Here is a 19,846-nt window from a genome sequence, read left to right as displayed (position 1 = left end):
CGTAAGTGATATCGCAATGGTATGACACCCCGCATCTCCGCGACACCCCACGAACGACCGAACACGGGGGAGGTGAAATACCCTTTGCGGTATGGCATCACTCACTCCGGGCGACCGGCTGCGGCTGGCCCGGGAGATGGACGAGACTCGCGTACGCATGCAGCGCATGAGCATGCAGCGGGATCGACCCGGCATCACTGAACGTTCCAAGGGAGCGGACGCAGCCGTCGTGAACGGGCTTGAGCGCTCTTATGCGCGGCTTGGCGCTGCGTTCGACGCAGTCGAAGCACCATGGGCTCTGACCGGGAGCCTGGCGGTCTCCGTCCGGGTCGAACCCGCGTACTTGACTCACGCGGGCGTGGTCCTCGCCGTCAGGAACGAGCAGATCGCTCACGGCATCCTTGACGGCTTGGAAGAGCAAGGATTCCGCCTGCTCAGCGTCACCGAACAGATGTCGGTCAAGAACTGGGACCACGAGCACGGCCGCCCGGCCGACCCGAATCACCTCGAGATCGAGCACCACCCCAACGGTCTCGTCGCGGGAGCCCACCTCGTCGACGACACCGGCGAACGTGAACTCGAAGTGGACCTGGTCTTCGCGGCATCCGGCATCGAAGCCGAGATCACCGCCGCTGCCGAGCCGCTGGAAATTCTTCCAGGCCAGGTATTCAGGGTCGCCCGCACCGGCCACCTCATCGCCCTGATGCTCCTGTCGCTCGGCGACACCGGCCGGCAGCCCGAGCCCGGCCAGTTTGCCTCGATGGACGCCTTCTCCTCCGAACAGGCCTACATCGGCATCCGCGACCGAGCCGATCTCACCGCCTTGACGAACGCGGCCGCGGACGACGACTGGCGCCTCGCCTGGGAAGCCGTCGACCTGATGGCGACTCGAAGCGCGACCAGATCCCGAGACCTCCGATCAGAACTGGCGGCATTCCTGGCGGAGTCGCAAGACTGAGACCTCAAGCCCACCCGTAAACCCGGGTGCACCCCGGACCTCGCGCATGTCAGAGTCGTTCCACTTCCTCTAAGAATGGAACCTGCGCGATGACCGACTCCGAGACCATGGTCCTCTGGCGCCCTTGCGGACCGTCCGAGCTTGCGCTGGTTCGAGAGTCCGGCTGGAGCGCCTGGCCCCCGAGGCTCCCCGAGCAGCCGATCTTCTACCCGGTCCTCAACGAGGACTACGCGGCCAAGATCGCCAGAGACTGGAACGCTCCCCGCGACGGCGTCGGCTACGTGACCCGCTTCGAGGTCGACCGTGCCTTCGCCGAGCGCTACCCGGTCCAACAAGCCGGCGGCAGCACCATCCTCGAACTCTGGGTCCCCTCCGAGGAACTCGAGCAGTTCAACCGCCACATCATCGGCCCCATCGAAGTCGTAGCCGAGTACCGCGTCAAAACTCCGAAGGCCGAAACCGGTAAGCCCAGAGACAACGAAATGGCCCGGACTGCCCGATCCGGACACTTCTAGTCCTCCAGGAATAATCGAGGCGTACGGGAACCTATACCCGCAGGTCAGGGCGGTGTCCGACGGACTCAAACCTAGATAAACTGGTGAGGACGGCTCTGCTCGGGTCAATCGCCGGAAGGTGCTGACGCTCTCCCGACGGTCTCGACTGCGGATCGGAGCCGCCTCTGCGCATCGATGAACCAGTCGATGAACTCCGGCCAGGCGTCGGTGTCCTCGATCGAACCCAGTCGGTAGTCGGCGATCCTGCTCGCCTTCCTGCCCTCGAGCGCCTCGAACTTGAGCGAACTACCGTAGGAGGTCTCCAGCGCTGCCCGGCGCTCAAGGAAGCGTTCGAAACTCATTGACGGCTCGATCTGCTCTCGGTTGTGCAGGTAGAGCTCGGAGCGCAGTGAATCCCGGGTGAAACTCATCCCGTATTGCGTCCCGCGAGGCGCCCCGGTCGAGAAGTCGATCCAGTTGACCGAGTTCCTACGACCGGGGCGGCACCATCCATGACCGCGCTGGCTGATCGCATTGGTCAGCTGTTCCCAAAACGCAAGGTAGAGCGGTCGCTTCCCCTCGCCGCGCTGCTGGGCCGCGGCGGTCGACCGGACGCGTTTCCCCCAGTCGTTCGGGGCTGCGACCACGTTGAACTGCAACGCGGGAGCCGAGTCCCCGATGCGCCAGACACGGACGGCGATGCCGAAGAACCGGGTGTCGGAGTCAGTGCGCTCGTTGAGCCAGTCCAGTGCCCTGCGGTGTTCCTCGCGGAAGCTCCATGCGATCCAGACGACGGCCGCCGCATTGGTCCCCGCAGCGTAGGTCAGCAGCTGGCCGAGATGGTTGTGGTCGGTATCGGCGAGCTGGTTCTCGATGATCACGCGGTCACCAGTTGAGAGGTCAGTGCCGATGAGGTCGAGCGAGAAGTCGCCGACCGGGTGCTCTGCCTGCTCGAGTTCCAACTCCATGCCGAGCGCCTCGGCCAGTGCATCGGCGTTGTTCAATAGCCAAGGAGTGAAGTGATGTGCCTCGTGGTGCCAGATTTCGCGCAGATCGACCGCTTCAAGGCGGGCGACGAGGGGATCGCCGTTCATCGTTCCAGATTAGCCTCGCCCACGGAACTCGACATGGTCCGCCAGGGAGGCTGCTCTGGAATCCACACAGCGTCCATCTGCTCAGTCTTGTTCTGAGGGTTGTACAGAGAGTGCGGATACGCTAACGTCCTTCATGTAGTGAGGGCGTTACGCAAAGTGGGGGTAAGTCTGACGCCGTTTCTTCCCAAGGGAGGCAGCGTCATGACCGGAAGCGTTCGGGACATCCTTGACCACATTCGAGTTGCGTCGCAGACCAATGCGGAACGAGGCAGACGTTTCGAGCAGCTTATGCTCGCCTTCTTCCGCACTGATCCGCAATGGCGGCAGCAGTTTTCTGAGGTGTGGATGTGGTCCGACTCCCCTCTCGCCGAGGACAATGCCACCGACATCGGCATCGATCTCGTGGCGCGAGAGGCCGGATCCGAAGAGTTCTGCGCGATTCAGTGCAAGTTCTACGAGCCGGACAAGGTGATCCGCAAAGCCGACATCGACTCCTTCTTCACCGCCTCGGGCAAGAAGGGCATCAACCGACGGATCATCGTGTCCAGCACCGACAAATGGGGCCCGAACGCCGAGGCCGCCCTCGCGGACCAGCAGGTCGAGGTGACCAGGGTCGGCATGTCCCAGCTCGATACGAGCCCGATCGACTGGAGCAAGGTCGCCTCCGAGCACGCGTGGGCCGCAGGGGAGCGTCTCGGGCCGCGCTATCTGCGCGCCAAGAAGGCGCCCATGCCGCATCAAGATGAGGCTATCGAAGCCGTGCTCGCCGGGTTCGAGACGCACGACCGTGGTCGTTTGACCATGGCCTGCGGCACCGGCAAGACCCTGACCTCGCTCAAGATCGCTGAACGGCTTGCCTCCGCACATGAAGATCCCATCAGTGTGCTGGTCTTGGTGCCGTCGATCGCCCTGCTGTCCCAGACCATGCGCGAATGGGTCACCGAGGCCGAGGCTGCTCTGCGGCCCTTCGCGGTGTGTTCAGACCCGAAGGTCTCGAAGCAGTCCAGACTGTCCGACTCCGGCGACCAAGCGGTGCACGATCTCGCCTTGCCCGCCACCACGAACGCAGCAAAGCTCGCCGATCGGATCCGCAGTGGCGACTACGGGCCTGGAATGACCGCGGTCTTTTGCACATACCAGTCGCTGCCCGTCATCGCCAATGCTCAGGCTTCAGGTCTGGACGCCTTCGACCTCGTCGTCTGCGACGAGGCGCACCGCACCACCGGCGCAATGCTCGCCGGGCGGGACGAGTCCAACTTCACCCGGATCCACGACCCGCAGTACATCGCCGCCGAGCGGCGCCTGTACATGACCGCGACGCCGCGGATCTTCACCGAGCCCGCCAAAGCGGACGCCCAGCGGGCGAGCGTCGAGCTCTGCTCGATGGACGACGAGGCGAGGTTCGGGCCCGAGTTCCATGAGTTGGGCTTCGGGAAGGCGGTCGAGGCCGGTCTGCTCGCGGATTACAAGGTCATGGTGTTGGGCGTCGATGCGAGTTATGCGGCCAGAACCTTGCAGGTGGAACTCGCCGACGACAACATGGAACTCAACGTGGCCGACGCCGCCAAGGTGATCGGAGTCTGGAACGGGCTGTCCAAGCGCCTCGGGCCCTCGATCGCAGAGAGCGGATTTCGCCCCGGCGAGGCGCCCATGCGGCGTGCCGTCGCCTTCGCGCAGAACATCGCTGCGTCAAAGCACCTGGCCGAAATCTTCTCGCAGGTGACCGAGCGACTCGGCGGAACCGCCGAGGAGAGTCTGCGCTGCGAGGTCGAGCACGTCGACGGAACGATGAACGCCCTGGAGCGCGGCAGAGCCCTCGAATGGCTGAAGGCCGAACCCGGTGAACGCACGGCTCGCATCCTTTCCAACGCCCGATGCCTGTCCGAAGGTGTGGACGTGCCGGCGCTCGACGCGGTGCTGTTCCTGCACCCGCGCAACTCGATCATCGACATCATCCAGGCCGTGGGACGTGTAATGCGGCGGGCTCCTGGCAAGGATTACGGCTACATCATCCTCTCCGTCGCCATTCCGGAAGGCGTACCTCCGAACGAGGCCCTCGATGACAACGAGCGCTACAAGGCCGTATGGCAGGTTCTCAATGCCCTTCGCTCGCATGACGATCGATTCAACGCCGAAATCAACCGGATCGGCCTCAACAAGTCCCGCTCTGATCGGATTCTCGCTGGGCACATCGCCGCCGACGACGACCCGAGCGACCTTGGGAACCTCGTGCAGGCCGCCCGCAGCGGTATGGCATCGGTCGAGGACTGGCGCGACGCCATCTACGCACGGATCGTGCAGAAGGTCGGCACACGGGTCTACTGGAAGGAGTGGGCCAAGAAGATAGCGGACATTGCGGGCGACCACATGGCCCGCATTAACACCGCCGTTGAGCTCCCGGGCAAGCGAGTCGTGTTCAACACGTTCGTTGCAGCCTTGCGTTCGAACCTCAACCCCTCCATCTCAGAGCACGATGCTGTCGAGATGCTCGCGCAGCACTTGATCACGAAGCCGGTCTTCGACGCGCTCTTCGAACGGTACGAGTTCGCCGAGTACAACCCGGTCTCGAAAGCATTGGACACGGTGCTCGAAGCACTCGGTGATCAGGCACTAGACACGGAGCGAGACGAACTCAAACGGTTCTACGAGCAGATCCGAGTCCGCATCGAGGGCATCGACAACCCTGCGGGGCGGCAGAAGATCCTTCTAGAGCTGTACGAGCAGTTCTTCAAGAACGCCATGCCCCAGGTCTCAGACAGGCTCGGCATCGTCTACACACCGGTCGAAGTCGTCGACTTCGCCCTTCATCTCACCGATCAAGCGCTGCGGAAGTACCTCGGTGCCTCGCTGAGCGATGAAGGGGTGCAGGTGATCGACCCGTTCGTGGGCACTGGATCCTTCCTCGTCCGGCTCCTGCAATCGGACCTCATCCGCCCCGAGGATCTCGAAAGGAAGTACGGCAGTGAGCTCCACGCGAACGAGATCGTCCCGCTCGCCTATTACATCGCCGCCGTCAACATCGAGGAGGCGTTCCACAGCAGGTCCGAGGAGGCTGCGTACCAGCCGTTCGATGGCATCGTCCTGACCGACACGTTCCAACTCTACGAGGGAGCTACTGAAGCCGCGGACGATGTGCTCGGAGGCAACACCAAGCGCGCGGTGCGCCAGCAGAGTTCGCGGATCATTGCCATCACCGGTAATCCGCCGTACTCGGTCGGACAGAACAGCGAGAACGACGGCAACCAGAACCTGAAGTATGCCAGCCTCGACCGTCGCATTCGCGAGACCTACGCGGCTAAGTCGACCGCTACGAACAAGAACTCGCTCTACGACACGTATGTGCGAGCACTCCGCTGGGCGAGTGACCGTATCGAGGACGATGGCGTGATCTGCCTCGTCGTGAACAACGGGTTCATCGACGGGAACACCGCAGCTGGCCTGCGCCGCGCCCTCACCGAGGAATTCGACGCGATCTACTGCCTCAATCTTCGAGGCAACCAGCGGACCGCCGGCGAACTCTCGAAGAAGGAGGGCGGCAAGATCTTCGGTTCCAACAGCCGGGCAGGGGTTGCCGTGCTCCTGCTTGTCAAGGGCGGCAGCGCGGCGGGAGGGGAAGCGTGCCATCTCTACTATCGGGACATCGGCGACTACCACGACCGGAAGCGCAAACTGGAGATCGTGGCGAATGGGACCGACCTCATCCGAGCACAGGGTCTGGATGCTTTCGGGTGGCAGCAGCTTGACGCGGAAGCGGACGGAGATTGGATCAACGTAAGGGACAAACGATTTCAAAGCTTCCGTGCTCTGGGCGACAAGACCGCGAAGACCATGTCGATGCCGATCTTCGAGACGCATACCTGCGGACTCAAGACGGGGCGAGACGCATGGGTGTACAGCTTCACCGACCCATCGCTGAGACATAGCGTGCAAACGATGATCGACTTCTACAACGATCGAGTGGAGCGACTGGAATCCTTCAAGGGAGACGCCGCGGTGGGCGGTCAGCTCTTCGCCGCTACCGGGAGTCAATTCAGTTGGAACAGGGCGGATCGGAGAAGACTGCTAAGAGGTGTGCGGCTACGGTTCAACGAGCATAGGGTCTTTGAAGCGACCTACCGCCCATTTATGAAACAGCATGTCTACCTCACGACAGAGACCAGCGACTGTGTCTACCAGCTGGAACGAGTGTTCCCCGAACCCGACCTCGGCAATATGGGTTTCTATACGACTGGCACCGGTTCTGAAGAGCCGTTCTCCGTGCTTGCGATCGACAGTGTCCCGGACCTGCACGCCGTAGGAACCATGAGCGTCGGACCGCTCTTCGCTCGCTACGCCTATCACCGTGTCGGTCCCGATTCTCTGGCCTTTGGCAATGCAATCGGGGGTTACGAACGATCGGACAACATCACGGACACCGCCCTCAGTGACTACCGGGAGACCTACCGAGACGACTCGATTTCGAAGGACGACATCTTCCACTACGTCTACGGCATTCTGCACTCGCCGGAGTACCGGTCGGAGTTCGAAGCGGATCTGAAGAAGTCGCTACCGCGAATCCCCAAAGTCGCACAGTTCCATGAATTTGCCCGTTCGGGCGACCGCCTCATGCGGCTGCACCTCGCCTACGAATCGGTCGAGCCGTATTCCGGCATCCGAGAGATCGTTGGCGAAGCTAAGCTGGCCGATCCCGCGGACCTCTACCGCGTCGACCGCAAGATGCGATTCGCATCCCGACAGGACCGCACCCGGATCGTCTACAACTCCCACGTCACGCTCACGGACATCCCGGAAGCCGCCTATCGCTACCAGATCGGCTCCCGTTCGGCCATCGAGTGGATCATGGACCGCTACTACGTCCGCACCGACAAGGCCAGCGGTATCGTCAACGACCCTAACGACTGGTCTGACGACCCGCGCTACATCATCGACCTGCTCAAGCGCATCGTGACCGTCAGCCTGGAGACCACGGCGATCGTGGACGCCCTCCCGCCGCTGGAGATACTGCCGGATCAATGACGCCGAAGCCGCATGCGTCCAGCGGCGGATGTTACGGCGCCGGTAATTCGCCTTGGCCAATGTTCGTCGCGGAGGAGGCCCGCCGCGACCACGACGGGTCGGACGCCTCCTGACGGCCGAAGCCTCCCCGGTACAGCGCTACCGCGAACTCGAGGATTCGAGCCGCCCGGTCCTGGTATCCCAACCAGTCGAGATGGTCGGGCTGCGCCACGAACACCGGCTCGTCCCTGTGCCCGATTACGGCGGTCCCGATCCGACGCGACTCACCTTCGCGGAAGTCAGCCAGCACGGTGTCCGACCAGCGCGACCACGCCAGCTCCACCGCCAGGCCGTCGACATCGACGCACCCCAGCGCGACCAGCCAGGAGGAACGGGCCGGCCGCCGCACCGGGTCAGCGATGCGCGCGGCGGCCGGCCCCGCCGGGAGGCGATCAGGTCGATCGTGTCGAGCGTTCAATCGACGGCCTTCCCGGCGTTCGGGCGGCAATCGGGACACCAGGCGCGTTCGTGGAGGTGAAGCCCTGGCGAGTAGTGCCACCCGGCTGCCTCGACCCGGCGCGCCATTTCCCCGTAGCCCGAGGCGGGGAAACGGAACACGCTGGGGCAGAGGCAGCATGACACCGTGACGCGGCGCCTGGACCCCACCAAGTCCAGGCCGTTGACGGTGTCGGGTCGAAGCTGATGGAAGACGACGGCCCGATAGCCGCCCGCTCGTAGGTCCGGCGCGGCCGCGGCATCGGGAGGAACCGCATCGGCCGCGGCCGCGCCGGTGGAAGCAGGCGACGCGCCGCCGCTTCCGGGACCGCCGTCCCCACCATCGACGGCGGCGTCTGAAAGATCGAGCCGCAGCGTGAAGACGCTGCGCGCGAGGAGATCGGAGAAGCCCGTCACCGCTGGACCTCGTCCTCGGGCCGCTCCTGGATGCCGCCGAGCATCGCATCGACGGCCGCGAAGGCCAGATGCTTGACCTCCTGCCTCCATTCGGCCGGACTCGACGACCACAGCAGCCCCTGCCAGCGGATGAGCCGGGTGGACGGGTCGAACGGCAGGCGCACGATCGCGATCTCCGGTCCTTCGCCGTGATGCAGGCGGACCCCGATCCGGTGCCCGCCCGCGCTGGCGCGCAGCACGAAGGTCGTCCCGGAGGAATTGACGAACTGGCCCAGGACCCGGCCGGGTTCCAGCGGTGGTCGCTGCCCTCGTGTCATCGCGTCGCTCCCGAATGCCCTAGATGAGTCGCTTGTGGACCTCAGTAGTTCTCGACTGGGTCTGGCGACAAGCCTAAGAGCAGGGGAAACGATGGCACAACGATGGAAACTGGCCGGCGGGTCGGTCAGTCGTGCCGGATCGACAGCTGGAACGGCCAAGCGGTGAGGGACAGAATGTCCATGCGAATTGTCCCGAGGGCCGTTCGGAAGAGGACGCGCGTTACTTCGGGCCTGCGGCGTTCCGGGCGTCCTCGGCGAGGACGCTCAGGTCCAGCTCGCCGTCGCGGACGCCGCCGACGAACGCCTCCCACTCGTCGGGCGTGTAGATCAGGATCGTGCCTTCGGGGTCGTCGGTCCGGCGCATCGCGACGAGTCCGTTCGTGGCGAACCCGATCTCAAGCTCGCCGGGAGTGCCGTCATCGGCATCGGGACGCACCCAGCGCGCGGCGGCGGTGTCGAACTGCCCCTTGAGGGGGTGTTCGCGGACCGGCTCGTTCATGGCGCTCCTCGGGGTGCTGGGGGAGAAGCGACAGGCGGCGGGCTCTCGGGCTCCGCCGCCGTCGCGATCAGTGGTGCTGTGTCGGGTGAGTCCTCGGCCCGCTGGCCTCCACGCCGGGCCGGTGGACTCACGACTGCGCGGGGGAGGCCTTCACCCAGGCGAGCAGGCCGTTGTAGCTGCTCGCGCTGACGGTGAGAATGGGGCGGTCGTCGGCCAGCTTGCTGTCGGACACCTGCGGGGTCTCGCCGTTGAGGCGCACCTCGACGCAGTTGTCATTCTGGTTGTTGGGGCTACGACTGGACTTGCGCCACGGCCCGATTTCAATCATTTCAGGAAGTCCTCCAGTTCGATTGAGTGACCTGATGCCACCTTGAGGCCACCGGTGAAGAACTTACCTCGCGTCGAGTCCGTCGAGACGAACCCTGAGCCCTGTGGCGACTCGACGTAGATCACGGTCTCCTCGCCACCGTCGTACTCCAGCAGCTTGAGTGTCCACGGTTGCAGGTCATAGAGACTGGCAGAGAAAGGGATGAACTCGGATGTCTGCGAACGGCAAGGCTGCGATCTTGCGCAGATCGGCCAGGATCTCGTTTCGCTCCGGACCGAGGTCGACTGCCAAGGCGGCCTCGCTCATGACGGTGAGCGCGGGGCGCTCGGACGCGATCCATCGTTCTCGTCGCTCCATGCGGAACTCGAGCCCGCTATCCCAGTCGGGATCTTCACCGAAGTTGACCTTCGTGGTGCCTCTGATCAGCCGGTAGTAGGCGGGGCCTTGGATGAGCGAAGGAAGCAGAGAATATGAGTGAAACGCCAGGTAAGAGGCGTTGTCCTCGCACTGCTGATAGAACCAGCCGTTGTCGTCCAAGGTTGCGTACTCTCGGCACCAGTCGTTCGCTCTGGCCGCTTTCACGAGGTTCGCCATGTGATCGGTGAGCGCGGGTGGAGTCCGGTAAAAGTTCGCCAGCGCGAGCACCGTACCGAGTTTGAGTCCGCGGTACCGGCCTGACTCCAGGCGGCCCAGGGTCTTCGGTGAGCAGATATCGCGCGGAATCTCGGTTCGCTCGTACCCTCGCGGGTAGTAGTCCCTCGGCCGGGTCCGCTCTGAGATGAGCTGACGAGCCAGTTCCATGAGCGGGGGCGTGCCGGGAGTCGCATCGTCGCTTTCCGTCATGGACAGAAATTGTAGAGATCGTGATCAGTCGATTACAAGATCATCCGGGGCATCGTACGCGTGTCGGATAGTGTCGGAAATCCGACTGGCGCTGAGTTCGGTTGCGCGGCTTCGGCTCTCGATGGTGGGTCTCAGATCATATGAACGCCCCTCGGTCACGTCGACTTCGACCGGCTGGCGGCGCTCGGTACCTGCGCGTATTGCGGTCCGTCAAGGCGGGGCACAGGCGACGTGGATGAAAGATGCCTGCGATGATCGCCAGTAAGGCTCGCCTCTTCCAGATCCGCTCCGCCGCGGGTAATGGGTCGACGGCAGTCCGGAAGACCCCAGGATGGTTCGGATTGAGCCGGTCACGGTCGCAAGCCGGTCGCACGCGAGGCGCGGCGATGCGCGAGGATGTCTCTTTACGCACCTGTCGCCGACGCTCGAGCGCCGGTGTCGGTCCGGCCGACGGGCATGGGCTTACGCTGGAAGGCCAGTCTTTGTCGTCGAGTGAACCTTGTAAGGAGCAATGTGAGCGCCCTCGGTAGCTTCATCTGGTCGATCGCCGATCAACTTCGGGGCCCATACCGCCCGAACCAGTACGGCAACGTGATCCTCCCGCTCACGATCCTGCGACGCCTCGACTGCATCCTCGAGCCCGACCGCGAGACGGTACGCGAGCTGGCGGCGAAGCACGACAACCCCAACCGCCTCAAAATCGAGGTCAAGAAGGCGACCGCCAGGCCCTTCTACAACACCTCGAACTACTCCTTCGCGAACCTGCTGGCCGACGCCGACGGGCTGGCGGACAACCTCGCCGACTACATCGACCGATTCTCGCCCGATGTCGACGTGTTCGAGTACTTCGACTTCAAGAAGCAGATCCTCGCCCTGGAGAAGGCGGAACTCCTGCGCGAGGTCATCACGTCCTTCAAGGCCGTTGACTTGCACCCGGACGTCGTCTCCAACGCCGACATGGGCGACGCGTTCGAGTACATCATTCGCAAGTTCAACGAGGCCGCGAACGAGACCTCCGGTGACCACTACACCCCACGCGATGCGATCCGGCTACTGGTCGATTTGCTCTTCGCAGACAAGGACGCCGACCTGACGGAGGCAGGCATCGTCCGCACGCTGTACGACCCCACTGCTGGCACCGGCGGCATGCTTACCGTGGCCGAGGAGCACCTGCTTGCGGGCAATCCCGACGCGAGATTGAGCCTGTACGGCCAGGAGTACAATCCGCAGTCGTATGCGATTTGCAAGTCCGACCTACTGGCCAAGGGCCACGACGCGACCAATATCGCCTTCGGTAACACGCTGACGGATGATGAGTTCAAGGGCCGCCAGTTCGACTTCTGCATGTCCAACCCGCCCTACGGCGTCGACTGGAAGCAGTACGCCAAGGCGGTCACGGCCGAGCGGGACCAGGCCGGTCCTTATGGCCGGTTCGCTCCCGGCCTCCCGTCCACCTCGGACGGGCAGATGCTGTTCCTGCTCCACCTGGCCCACAAGATGCGGGCACCGGAGGACGGCGGCGGCCGAGCCGGCATCGTGATGAACGGCTCGCCGCTCTTCAATGGCGCCGCCGAGTCCGGACCCTCCAACATTCGCAGGTGGCTACTGGAGAACGACCTGGTCGACGCCATCGTCGCGCTGCCGACGAACATGTTCTTCAACACGGGCATCGCCACTTACATCTGGATCCTCGACAACGCCAAGCGGCCCGAACGCAAGGGCGTGGTCCAGCTTATCGACGGCACCTCATTCTGGACCAAGATGCGCAAGAACCTCGGCTCCAAGGGCCGCGAGATCAGCGACGCCGACCGCGCCAAGGTTGTCAAGCTGTACGACGACTTCACCGCCGCTGACCAGGATTTCTCGAAGGTGCTGCGTCCCGACGAGTTCGGCTACTGGACCATCACCGTCGAGCGCCCCCTCTTCGACGAGAACGGCAAGCCGGTCGTGGACCGCAAGGGCAAACCCAAGCCGGACACGAAGAAGCGCGACACCGAGAACGTCCCGTTCACCTATGGCGGCTCGACCGCGGGAGCTACCGGCCAGGACGAGGTTATCCAGGCGTACTTCGACGCCGAGGTGAAGCCGCATGTCCCTGATGCCTGGATCGACTCGGCCAAGGTCAAGATCGGCTACGAGATCCCCTTCACTCGCCACTTCTACAAGTACGTCCCGCCCCGCCCCCTCGCTGAGATCGATGCCGATCTGGAGAAACAGGTCGTCACGATCCTCGATCTGCTGCGGGAGGTGGAGCAGTGACGCGCTTTGGACACGCAATGGAGAAGATCGACGAGCGATTTCCCGGCATAAACCTTCCGCTCATGTCGGTGTCCCAGACACGGGGCGTCATCCGACGGAGTGAGTTGACGGACGCTCCATCACGGGCGGAGTCCCTCGACAACTACAAGCTATGTCGGGCTAACGACATTGTCTTTAACAAGATGAGCATCCGGGCTGGGGCCATGGGCGTCGCAGCTGAGGACGGCCTGGTGACCTACCACTATGAGGTCATGCGACCGCGCCAAGGAATAGACCCACATTTCATCACTTACCTGATGAAGTCGTCGTGGTTTACCGAGGAACTCGTCAAGCGCGAGCGGGGGATTGGAGCAGGCGACCAGGTCAACGTTCGGACCACTGAGGTGCCATTCTCGGTGTTGAAGACGATCGACGCCTACATTCCAGGCTACGACGAGCAGCGCTCCATTGCTGAATTCCTCGACGGTGAGACCGCCCGCATTGCCACGCTCATTGAGGAGCAGCTACGCCTAATCGAGCTGCTCCGCGAGCGGCGGATTGTGATGATCTCGGAGGCGTTGGAAGGCCACGAAATGACGCGCCTTAGACGGCTCGTCGACCATGAGAGACCCATGAGTTACGGGATTCTTCAGTGCGGCGACCCGGTCGATGGAGGGATTCCCTATATTGGCCCCTCAGATATCACTGGTGAGGGCGTATCCCTTGAGCGAAATGCCCTACGAACGACAGCTCCTGAGATTGCAAGTGCCTATCAACGGACAGTTCTCTCTGGTGGGGATGTTGTCGTTTCGATTGGGCCAGCGTACGGGAAGGTCGCCGTTGTGGCGGATGAGCTGACAGGCGCGAACTTGACACGCGACATGGTGCGCGTAGCGCTACGGCCAGACTTGGTAGATACACGGTTCGTCGTGTGGGCACTGCTGTCACGGCACACCTCTGAATACTGGGACCACCAAATTATGGGGGCAACGTTCCGCCGTTTGAATCTCGGTACCTTGGCACGGACGCCAATTCCGTTCCCGCCGATAGATGTGCAGCGTCGCATCGCTCAATTTCTAGATGAGCGGACTTCGAAGATCGACACGCTGATCGAAGAGACTGAGCGGTTTGTCGGGCTGTCTCGTGAGCGGTGCTCGGCCCTGATCACAGCGGCGGTGACAGGCCAAATCGACGTACGAGAGATGGCGTGATGGCCGATCACCATGAGGTCGTTCTCGAGTCCGAGATCTGCGAGTACTTGGCCGCTCACGGGTGGCTGTACTCGGTGAACGACACTGACTATGACCAAGAGCGTGCCCTGTTCCCCGAGGATCTCTTCGCGTGGCTGGAGGAGACCCAGCCGACGGCCCATGCGAAGGCGCTGAGAGCCGCAGGATCGCGGGCGAAGTTCCTCGACGTGCTGACCACGGCGCTCGACAAGCCCTTCGAACACGGCGGCGGAACACTGAACATCCTCCGCAACGGCGTGCAGTACATCGGCGGCGGCCGCCTGAAAATGGCGCAGTTCCAGCCCGAGACCAGCATGAACGCGACCACCGTCGCTCAATATGCGGCGATGCGACTACGTGTGATGCGGCAGGTGCACTTCTCCACCGCCGACAAGCGCAGCATCGACCTGGTCTTCTTCGTCAACGGACTCCCTGTCGCCACCGTCGAGTTGAAGACCGATTTCACCCAGTCCCTCGATGCGGCGATCAACCAGTACCGCAAAGACCGGCACCCGATGACCAACGGCCGGTCGGAGCCGCTGTTGTCGTTTGGGCACCGGGCGCTGGTGCACTTCGCTGTCTCCAACAACCTCGCCGCGATGACCACCCGCCTGGAGGGCGAGAAGACGCACTTCCTGCCGTTCAACACCGGTCACGACAACGGAGCGGGGAACCCGCCCGGCACGGACGGACGCTCCTCGACGGCGTACCTGTGGGAGCGGGTCTGGGAGAAGCACGCTTGGCTCAACATCATCGGCCGACTGATGATTGTCGAGACAAAGGAGGAGTGGGACGTCGCAACCGGCACCTCCGTACGCCGCACGAGCATGCTCTTCCCGCGGTTCCATCAGTGGGAGGCCGTGACGAACCTCGAAGGCGCAGTACGCGAGGAAGGGGTGGGGCACCGCTACCTGATCGAGCACTCCGCGGGCTCGGGGAAGACCAACACCATCGCCTGGACCGCGCACCGGATGGCGCGGCTGCACGTGGACGACGAGAAGGTTTTCGACTCGGTGATCGTGGTCGTGGACCGCACCGTGCTCGACGGGCAGCTTCAGGACGCGATCCGGCAGATCGACGGGTCGGGGAACATCGTGGCCACGATCAGCCCGGAGGACGTCCGCAAAGCGGGCGCGAAGTCGAAGTCCGGGCTGCTGGCGACCGCGTTGAAGAACGGCGAGCTGATCATCGCGGTGACGGTGCAGACCTTTCCGTTCGCCCTCGACGAGATCCGGGCCGACAAGGGCTTGAAAGGCAAGCGGTTCGCGGTGATCGCCGACGAGGCCCACTCGTCGCAGTCCGGGCAGATCTCATCCAAGCTCAAGGCCGTGCTGACCGCCGAGCAGGTCGAGGAGATCGAAGAAAGTGGTGAGATTGACGTTGAGACGATCCTGGCCGCGGAGATGACCGAGCGGGCCGAGTCGAAGAACATCTCCTACTTCGCATTCACCGCGACGCCGAAGAACAAGACCCTGGAGCTGTTCGGTCGCGAAGGCCCTGACGGCAAGAAGGTCGAGTTCCACCTGTACTCGATGCGGCAGGCCGTCGAGGAGGGCTACATCCTCGACGTGCTCAGGGGCTACCAGACCTACGACACCGCGCTGAAGATCGCCGGCCGGGCCCAGAGCGGCGACGGCGGCCTGGTCGAGGAAGCCACGGCGAAGAAGGGCCTGATGAAATGGGTGCAGCTGCACCCGACCAACATCAGCCAGAAGGTGCAGATCATCGTCGAGCACTTCCACGCCAACGTCGCCGACTTGCTGGAGGGCAAGGCGAAGGCAATGGTCGTGACCGGCTCTCGCAAGGCCGCGGTGAAGTACAAGAGGTCGATCGACGCCTACATCGCCAAGCGGGCCGCCCAGGACAGCTCGTACAACTACCGCACCCTTGTCGCCTTCTCCGGCTCGGTGACGATGGCCGAGGACGAGGAGTGGGGCTCGGATTGGGGGCCGCGGCCCAGCAGGGACGACGAGTTCACGGAAGCCAACATGAACCCCGGTGCCGGATCGGACCTGGGCGCCGCCTTCAAAGGCACCACCTACACGATCATGCTGGTCGCCAACAAGTTCCAGACCGGGTTCGACCAGCCGCTGCTGTCAGCGATGTACGTCGACAAGAAGCTCTCGGGCGTCACCGCCGTGCAGACTCTCTCGCGGCTTAACCGCACGCACCGCACCGCAGGCGGGGAGCAGAAGCGCAAGACGTTCGTCATCGACTTTGTGAACAAGCCCGAGGACATCCAGACGGCCTTCGAGCCGTACTTCACCAACGCCACCCTCGAGACCGAGACCGACCCGTACATCGTCGTTCACCTCTCCACCAAACTCGAACAGGCCGGGATCTACACGCGAGAGCAGGTACGCGAGGTCGCCGAACTGTGGCTCGGCCGCAAGGGCAACAACGCGCTCTCGGCTGCGATCGGCCCGGCCAAGAACGACTTCGCCCGCCGCTACGCCGCCGCGATCGAAGCCGAAGACAAGGTCACCCTCAACACCCTCGACCTGTTCCGCAAGGACATCGCCACCTACGTCCGGCTCTACGACTTCATGAGCCAGATCATCGACTACGGCGACCCGTACATGGAGATGCTCTCGATCTTCCTGCGGCTCCTGGAGAAGGTCATCGCAGACACCTCGTGGGCCGCGGAAGTGGACCTCTCCGACGTCGTCCTCGTCGGCGTCAAGCACAGCAAGCGAGACGCGATCGACATTTCGTGGAAGGGCAACGGCGAGCTGAAGGGCATCGGCGCCGCCGGCACGGGCGCCCGCAAGGAGCCGAAGTACGTCGCGCTCCAAGTCGTCATCGACAAGATGAACGACCTGTTCGGCGCCGAGTCGTTCACCCAGTCCCAGATCAGTGAGTTCGTACTCGGGCTGGTGCAGCGCCTCCTCGACCATCCGGACCTGATCAACCAGGCGAAGGTGAACTCGAAGAAGCAGTTCATGGAGTCCCAGGACTTCCAGGCGGCCGTCACCGAGGTGGTGGTCGAGAACCAGGAGGCTCACAACACGATGGCCGACTACTTCTTCAGCGACGGTCCCGGCATCAGCGCCGTCATCGCCGCACTCGCCGACGCTTTCTACGAAGCCGCGATCGACCAGCAGGCTGATGTGTGAGCAGTGTGAGGGGTGAGCCGCATCGGTGAACGACCACCCGGTCGCACCGCCGCCACCCCCACGAAACGACTGTATGTGCTTGATGAGGTCCCCCGATATGGAGACCGTCCCGTGGCTGAGGTTCAGGATGATGCCAGACGCAAATCATGTACGTGTGGCAATGCGATGCCAGCGCCCGCCCCGACACGATGTCGTCGATAGCCCGGTCAAACTCCGACTTCAAGATCCCAGGGAGGGGTTCGAACTGAGAAAGCGAGAGGTTTGTCCGCCGATTGGCGGAGGCTGCGGTGGCCTTGGTTCACTATCTGCACTTGGGTGATTCGGCGAAGTGTACCAATGGTTAATCGATGAGATTAGAAGCGAATCCCGGCATGCCTGGTCCTCTCTATAAGAGGGTTCCTTGAATAGGCTTCCCCTTCTTATCGCGCTCGACGATTTGCAGGGCTTGGATAATCGCAGCAAAACCGGCAAACGCTAGAAGCATTGATACTGCTGCGAGCACTTGCCACAAACCTCCGCGAACCATAAGCCAAACGGTGATATAGCCGAAAACTAGGGCAAAGAACATTCCGGAGAGTGCTCGCATTGGATCGCGTCGACCGACGGTTTCGAGGCGATCAATCTTTGCGATATGGCTGGCGATCAAGCTCAATGCTGATTCGTATGCTTGTGAGTCCTCCGGGAGGCTTTGGAGGACCTCGGTATAGCCCTGGAGCTTCTTGAGTTCGTGGTCGCGGTTCATCAGTCCGAAGATCGCGACGGCCACGGTCATTACTGGAGGGATGAGTTGAGTAAGCAGGGAACCTATGTCCATGCTTACTTAACGAAATCAGCGCATAGTTGGTTGCGGCCTGGGCCTAGCAAACCTGAAGCTTGATCAGATTTTGAGATATATTGTCATCGAATAACTTGAATGCGTATCTATGGTGAATCGAAGCGCTTGACGGCCTGTGCTACCTGGTAGTGCGGGGCACGCCCCACCTGGCGTGCCCCGCTGGAGGAAAGTCAGAGATTGCCTGTTGTCGTGGCGCGGGTCAGGATGGATTCGGATTCTTGGCGCCAGCGGCGTTTGCGGTCGTTGGGGTGCTCTTCCAGCCGGGACGGGCTGCCATGCCACAGATTCGGCCGTCTTCGTGAAGGAGGTCGGCGACCGGAGTCAGGCCCCCGGTTACGTTGACGACGCTTAGCACCGCGTGTTCTGAAGCTGTGGTGGGTTCGACGGCGAACCGGAAGCCGTCGATGTTGAAGGTGCCGAGGACGGTCTCGGGGAGTTCGGTCTTGAGAGGTCTGGGTTGACCGGCGTGCCAAGCGGCGATGAGAGCGGCGACGTGTTTGCGTTGCTCGGACTTCCAGACGTCGGTCTGCTCGTTCCAAGGCTCTTCCCACCGAACTTCACGCACGACTCCGCCGGCGTGGAGGGCGTGGCCGATTCGTGCGGGCTTGCCGTTCCAGTTCAGCCAGACGGATGCGTATCCCGTCGTTTTGCGGGCCTTGAGCGTGAGTCGGTTCCCGGATGGAGTCTCCCATTCGCCGAGAATCTCGAAGACGGCCTTGGGATCCTGGCCGTTGCTGGGTGTTGACGCGTTCATATACCGGTTCTCCCCTCGGCGGTCGGTCTGTCGATCTGATGAGGGCGTTGACTTGTCTCACCAGGTCGATGACACTTGACGCTACGTAGACCAGGGGTTTTGAAACACTGACTGGCGGTACGGGTTTGAGAGGTGCGGTGGGCCTTGAGACGTGAGACGCGGCCTTATGGGGGCGTCAGTGGATTCCTCCTGCAGGCGGCCCGCTGTTCGATCCCGGTTAGCCAAGAGAGCTTCTCGGAGACTGTGGGTGTTGACCCGACGACGGTCCAGAGTTGGGAATCCGGGCGTAGGCCCTTGGCTTCGGTCGCAGTAGCGCAGCTTCGGCAGATCAGTCAGCAGTTGCTGAAGCTCGGGGCAGATTCGGAACTGGCTGCGCTGCTTCCTGTAGCGGTTGAAGCGGATCTTGTTCTCACGGCTGTGGTCAGTCCTTGCGAGTCAGTCGACGTGGATCGCCATCCGCTTGCCGGCTGCGTCATGGATCTGCGCCTGACGGAGCTGCTTACTTGGGCGTTCTCGGGGGTGGCTCCGACCTTCACCCGAAGGTTGCCGAGCCGTCGGCGGCGAGGTCCAACCCCGGCTGGTCCGGAGCTTGGTCGTGACGACCGGCGACAGATGGAGACGAACCTTCTCGAGCTCACGGAGTACCGCTCACGGGGGATCGAAGGGAATGTTCTTCTACGGCGGCAGGCATGCTTCCTTGCCGGACTTGCAGGTCTCGACGTGTCGGTGGGTCTGTCTTCTCGAGCGTCTCGGTACCTCGTGGGAGGGGAACCGTGGTCGCCTTCTTGGGCTGATGCGAGGTCGTTCGTGGTGTCGCGAGCCTACCGAGGTGATCCGCAGCCGCTTCGCGACTTCATCGCACGCGCCCATCCCAGCGAGGACTGCGAGATAGCGGCCCTGAACTACACGGCCTACTGGGTTGGCGATTTGCGGGATCGCGAAGGTGACGACGCCTTCATGGTGCGCAGCGACCGGCGATGGCACGGCACCCGCATGTACGTGCATCTCGTGGAACGCCTTCACGCTGACCACCCGTTGGTCGACCTCAACATTCACAACCTCTGGTTGCTCCTGCGCTCGCAGCGGGGGCTGCTGGTCGACGACCCGGATACGACGCGGATGCTCGCGGAGCATCTCGAGCCGCTCGCTGACAGCGGTCGAGTTTCTGATCTGTCGCGAGAAGAACTAGGCTCGATAGGCGAGGCTCTCGCCGGCCTCAGGAGTTGAGCTGGAG

General features: G+C 62.9%; 17 protein-coding genes. 7 read left to right on the top strand and 10 right to left on the bottom strand.

What is annotated here, in order from left to right; all coding sequences use genetic code 11:
* The first annotated feature begins 91 nt into the window (after positions 1–91).
* Together ACFFXY_RS24590 and ACFFXY_RS24585 are read left to right on the top strand one after the other, a co-directional pair.
* Positions 92–958 carry a hypothetical protein gene (locus tag ACFFXY_RS24590; protein WP_382356837.1) on the top strand — a complete coding sequence of 289 codons (867 nt, stop codon included), beginning with the start codon at positions 92–94 and terminating at the stop codon, positions 956–958.
* Between the two features lie 89 nt (positions 959–1,047).
* Positions 1,048–1,473, top strand: a complete 426-nt coding sequence (locus ACFFXY_RS24585; RefSeq protein WP_382356835.1) for an ADP-ribosylation/crystallin J1 — start codon at positions 1,048–1,050, stop codon at positions 1,471–1,473.
* A gap of 104 nt (positions 1,474–1,577) precedes the next feature.
* On the opposite strand, the gene ACFFXY_RS24580 is transcribed toward ACFFXY_RS24585, so the two are convergent.
* Complete coding sequence (locus tag ACFFXY_RS24580; protein WP_382356833.1) at positions 1,578–2,546, bottom strand: DUF4268 domain-containing protein; 969 nt, start codon at positions 2,544–2,546, stop codon at positions 1,578–1,580.
* A 201-nt stretch (positions 2,547–2,747) separates the two neighbouring features.
* On the opposite strand from ACFFXY_RS24580, the gene ACFFXY_RS24575 reads away from it, so the two are divergent.
* On the top strand, positions 2,748–7,562 hold the full coding sequence (locus ACFFXY_RS24575; RefSeq protein WP_382356831.1) for a DEAD/DEAH box helicase: 4,815 nt from the start codon (positions 2,748–2,750) through the stop codon (positions 7,560–7,562).
* Between the two features lie 31 nt (positions 7,563–7,593).
* On the opposite strand, the gene ACFFXY_RS24570 is transcribed toward ACFFXY_RS24575, so the two are convergent.
* The 7 genes from ACFFXY_RS24570 to ACFFXY_RS24540 form a co-directional block, all read right to left on the bottom strand.
* A complete protein-coding gene (locus ACFFXY_RS24570) occupies positions 7,594–8,019 on the bottom strand; it encodes a hypothetical protein (RefSeq protein ID WP_382356829.1) in 426 nt (141 codons plus the stop codon).
* Positions 8,016–8,453, bottom strand: coding sequence for a hypothetical protein (locus tag ACFFXY_RS24565; protein WP_382356827.1), 438 nt, complete (start codon positions 8,451–8,453; stop codon positions 8,016–8,018). Before ACFFXY_RS24565 ends, ACFFXY_RS24570 begins: the two co-directional genes overlap by 4 nt.
* Positions 8,450–8,770, bottom strand: a complete 321-nt coding sequence (locus tag ACFFXY_RS24560) for a hypothetical protein (protein WP_382356825.1) — start codon at positions 8,768–8,770, stop codon at positions 8,450–8,452. Before ACFFXY_RS24560 ends, ACFFXY_RS24565 begins: the two co-directional genes overlap by 4 nt.
* A gap of 220 nt (positions 8,771–8,990) precedes the next feature.
* Positions 8,991–9,269 carry a DUF397 domain-containing protein gene (locus ACFFXY_RS24555; RefSeq protein ID WP_382356823.1) on the bottom strand — a complete coding sequence of 93 codons (279 nt, stop codon included), beginning with the start codon at positions 9,267–9,269 and terminating at the stop codon, positions 8,991–8,993.
* 127 nt (positions 9,270–9,396) lie between these two features.
* Positions 9,397–9,597: a DUF397 domain-containing protein gene (locus ACFFXY_RS24550; protein WP_382356821.1), complete on the bottom strand. Its 201-nt coding sequence runs from the start codon at positions 9,595–9,597 to the stop codon at positions 9,397–9,399.
* Positions 9,594–9,722: a hypothetical protein gene (locus tag ACFFXY_RS24545; RefSeq protein ID WP_382356819.1), complete on the bottom strand. Its 129-nt coding sequence runs from the start codon at positions 9,720–9,722 to the stop codon at positions 9,594–9,596. Before ACFFXY_RS24545 ends, ACFFXY_RS24550 begins: the two co-directional genes overlap by 4 nt.
* A gap of 52 nt (positions 9,723–9,774) precedes the next feature.
* Positions 9,775–10,440, bottom strand: coding sequence for a Scr1 family TA system antitoxin-like transcriptional regulator (locus tag ACFFXY_RS24540; RefSeq protein ID WP_382356817.1), 666 nt, complete (start codon positions 10,438–10,440; stop codon positions 9,775–9,777).
* Between the two features lie 513 nt (positions 10,441–10,953).
* On the opposite strand from ACFFXY_RS24540, the gene ACFFXY_RS24535 reads away from it, so the two are divergent.
* Genes ACFFXY_RS24535 through ACFFXY_RS24525 form a run of 3 tightly spaced genes read left to right on the top strand, consistent with a single transcriptional unit; the run spans position 10,954 to position 17,023 of the window.
* Positions 10,954–12,699: an N-6 DNA methylase gene (locus tag ACFFXY_RS24535; RefSeq protein WP_382356815.1), complete on the top strand. Its 1,746-nt coding sequence runs from the start codon at positions 10,954–10,956 to the stop codon at positions 12,697–12,699.
* A gap of 17 nt (positions 12,700–12,716) precedes the next feature.
* Positions 12,717–13,889, top strand: coding sequence for a restriction endonuclease subunit S (locus ACFFXY_RS24530; RefSeq protein ID WP_382356813.1), 1,173 nt, complete (start codon positions 12,717–12,719; stop codon positions 13,887–13,889).
* The gene (locus ACFFXY_RS24525; RefSeq protein ID WP_382357003.1) at positions 13,889–17,023 is read left to right on the top strand and encodes a type I restriction endonuclease subunit R; all 3,135 of its coding nucleotides are present in this window, start codon (positions 13,889–13,891) and stop codon (positions 17,021–17,023) included. The genes ACFFXY_RS24530 and ACFFXY_RS24525 overlap by 1 nt, the downstream gene beginning before the upstream one ends.
* Positions 17,024–17,408: 385 nt before the next feature.
* Here the strand turns inward: ACFFXY_RS24525 and ACFFXY_RS24520 are convergent, their stop codons facing one another.
* Positions 17,409–17,789, bottom strand: a complete 381-nt coding sequence (locus tag ACFFXY_RS24520; RefSeq protein WP_382356811.1) for a hypothetical protein — start codon at positions 17,787–17,789, stop codon at positions 17,409–17,411.
* Between the two features lie 268 nt (positions 17,790–18,057).
* Positions 18,058–18,612 (bottom strand): hypothetical protein, encoded by a 555-nt coding sequence (locus ACFFXY_RS24515; protein WP_382356809.1) that lies wholly within the window; start codon positions 18,610–18,612, stop codon positions 18,058–18,060.
* Between the two features lie 810 nt (positions 18,613–19,422).
* Between ACFFXY_RS24515 and ACFFXY_RS24510 the strand changes: the two genes are divergently transcribed.
* Complete coding sequence (locus ACFFXY_RS24510; protein ID WP_143034946.1) at positions 19,423–19,839, top strand: hypothetical protein; 417 nt, start codon at positions 19,423–19,425, stop codon at positions 19,837–19,839.
* Positions 19,840–19,846: the final 7 nt, after the last annotated feature.

This window comes from Glycomyces mayteni, from assembly GCF_042428885.1.
Taxonomy (GTDB): Bacteria; Actinomycetota; Actinomycetes; order Mycobacteriales; family Micromonosporaceae; genus Glycomyces; species Glycomyces mayteni.
The sequence above is the reverse complement of the archived record's forward strand: the minus strand, read 5'-3'. Positions and strand labels throughout refer to the sequence as shown.

Excerpts from the sequence above, each read along its gene's own strand:
- ACFFXY_RS24525 (WP_382357003.1), top strand. The coding sequence starts at position 13,889 with ATGGCCGATCACCATGAGGTCGTTCTCGAGTCCGAGATCTGCGAGTAC.
- ACFFXY_RS24540 (WP_382356817.1), bottom strand. The coding sequence starts at position 10,440 with ATGACGGAAAGCGACGATGCGACTCCCGGCACGCCCCCGCTCATGGAA.
- ACFFXY_RS24575 (WP_382356831.1), top strand. The coding sequence starts at position 2,748 with ATGACCGGAAGCGTTCGGGACATCCTTGACCACATTCGAGTTGCGTCG.
- ACFFXY_RS24580 (WP_382356833.1), bottom strand. The coding sequence starts at position 2,546 with ATGAACGGCGATCCCCTCGTCGCCCGCCTTGAAGCGGTCGATCTGCGC.
- ACFFXY_RS24560 (WP_382356825.1), bottom strand. The coding sequence starts at position 8,770 with ATGACACGAGGGCAGCGACCACCGCTGGAACCCGGCCGGGTCCTGGGC.
- ACFFXY_RS24550 (WP_382356821.1), bottom strand. The coding sequence starts at position 9,597 with ATGATTGAAATCGGGCCGTGGCGCAAGTCCAGTCGTAGCCCCAACAAC.
- ACFFXY_RS24515 (WP_382356809.1), bottom strand. The coding sequence starts at position 18,612 with ATGAACGCGTCAACACCCAGCAACGGCCAGGATCCCAAGGCCGTCTTC.
- ACFFXY_RS24530 (WP_382356813.1), top strand. The coding sequence starts at position 12,717 with ATGGAGAAGATCGACGAGCGATTTCCCGGCATAAACCTTCCGCTCATG.
- ACFFXY_RS24585 (WP_382356835.1), top strand. The coding sequence starts at position 1,048 with ATGACCGACTCCGAGACCATGGTCCTCTGGCGCCCTTGCGGACCGTCC.
- ACFFXY_RS24590 (WP_382356837.1), top strand. The coding sequence starts at position 92 with ATGGCATCACTCACTCCGGGCGACCGGCTGCGGCTGGCCCGGGAGATG.
- ACFFXY_RS24555 (WP_382356823.1), bottom strand. The coding sequence starts at position 9,269 with ATGAACGAGCCGGTCCGCGAACACCCCCTCAAGGGGCAGTTCGACACC.